A 1720-nucleotide genomic window follows, 5' to 3' on the forward strand; every position below is an offset into this window, starting at 1 on the left:
CCAGCGTGAAGCATAGGTACTCGTCGTCGGTGCCGTGGTAGCGGGATTTTTGGGCACCAGCCACGGTTACGGGCGCTTCGGCGGTATCGGGCACGGGCAGGGCGCGGGCTTCGGCCAGCAGGCGCAGGCTCACCCAGCGGCGGCAGTAGTGCTCGTTCAGCTCGTTGCCGTGGGGGTTGTGCAGGCGGGCCAGGTGCAGTTCCTTGGTCAGCTCGTAGGGGGCGGTGGCGTCGGCCTGGTCGAAGCGCAGGAAGAACAGGCTCTGCAGCCCGAAATGGCGCGGCAGCAGCGTGGTGAGGCGCTGCATAAACATCTCGGGGCTCACATCGTACTGCGTCAGCAAGTTCAGCAGCAATTCGGGCTGCCACTTTTTGGCCCCGAAAAACTTCTTCAAATCGCGCAGCAGGCTCTCTTCGTCCATCAACAGCGCCCCGGCGAAATAGGAGGCTTTGAAGTTGTTCAGCACCTCATCGAACGAATTCACCTGTGGGCTGCTGCTCACGTAGGGCCGCTCCTTCAATTTCAGGTAGTTGAAGGCCACCTCGCGGCCCAGCACAAAAGCCTGCTGGCCCCGGCTCAGGCCCGGGCGCAGCAGCAGGCGCTTGTGCTTGGGCTGAAACACGCTTCGCAGCCGGGCCTGGGTGGCCACAGCGTGCCGGCCCAGCGTTTCGCGGTCGAGGGTATAGCCGTATTCCTCGGTCAGCACGCGCTCCAGTTGGCCGAGGTCGAAGGGCGCGGCGGTGCTGAGCTGGTGGCTGCCCACAAAAGTTCGCACGTCCTGCTCCAGGTCCTCGAAGTAGTTGTCGTGCATCTCCTGAAACGAGCGTAGCGCGGCCAGAAACAGGTCTTCCTGGCGCATCTCGTAGTTGCGCGCAATCTCAAAGATGGTGCTGATGAAGGCCGTCATCCGGGCCGGGGCGTCAGCAATCAGCTCCACCAAGCGGGCGGGCTCCAGGCCGTACATCTCCAATGGAAACTCCTGCAGCACTTTCGAATTCAACAGCTCGCCGATGGGCTCCAACCGGCGCGGCAGTTCCAGCGAGGTCAGTTGGTCGTAGCGCACGTCCAGTGCCTTGCTCAAACTCAGAATCTTGTCGGCCTTGGGGTACTTCTTGCCCTTCTCAATCTCATTAAGGTAGCTCACCGACACCTCGCAGGCCCGCGCCAGGTCGGCCGGGCTCAGGCGGCGCTCCTGGCGCAGTTCGCGCAGCTTCAGGCCAAAAATGAGGCGGACGACTTGGCCGTGGTTGAGCATAAGGGAAATAAAAGGCTGGTAGTGAAATCCTGCGCGATGGGCCGCATAAACCGGCGATATCCCACGCAGGGCTGCTTTTCGCGAAACTACGTCCGGTTAGCTAAATGGGGTTGTTGAGCGAATTTTATTTTACTAGCGAATATTCGCTAGTAAAATAAAATTCGCAGTGTATGTTTGCGGTAGGCCCGGCCCAAAGCGCGGGGCTGAACGCCCGAGTTACTGCTGCTACTCAATCAAAAACAAGCCTTTGCTTTTAACCTCCCACCATTAACCGCATAAGCCATGACTTTCACCGACGTTGCTCCCGCCCCCGTGCCCACCTACCGCACCCCCGAGCGGGTGAAAGTGCTGGGCACCTACTCGCCCGCTTTTGCCGAAATCCTGACGCCCTCGGCGCTGGCTTTCGTGGCCGAGCTGCACCGCCGCTTCGACCAGACGCGGCAGGCGCTGCTGGCCCGCCGGGCC

The 1720-nt window shown here is 61.3% G+C and carries 2 protein-coding genes; one reads left to right on the plus strand and one right to left on the minus strand.

The window, feature by feature from the left end:
- Nucleotides 1-1255, minus strand: a 1255-nt coding sequence (locus tag ACYVDE_RS21895) for a helix-turn-helix domain-containing protein (RefSeq protein WP_460503662.1), incomplete at its 3' end; no start/stop codon positions are given.
- Nucleotides 1256-1537: 282 nt separating this feature from the next.
- On the opposite strand from ACYVDE_RS21895, the gene ACYVDE_RS21900 reads away from it, so the two are divergent.
- The coding region (locus ACYVDE_RS21900) for a hypothetical protein (protein WP_460503663.1) at nt 1538-1720 on the plus strand (183 nt) is incomplete at its 3' end.

It is taken from the genome of Hymenobacter agri (assembly GCF_054778495.1).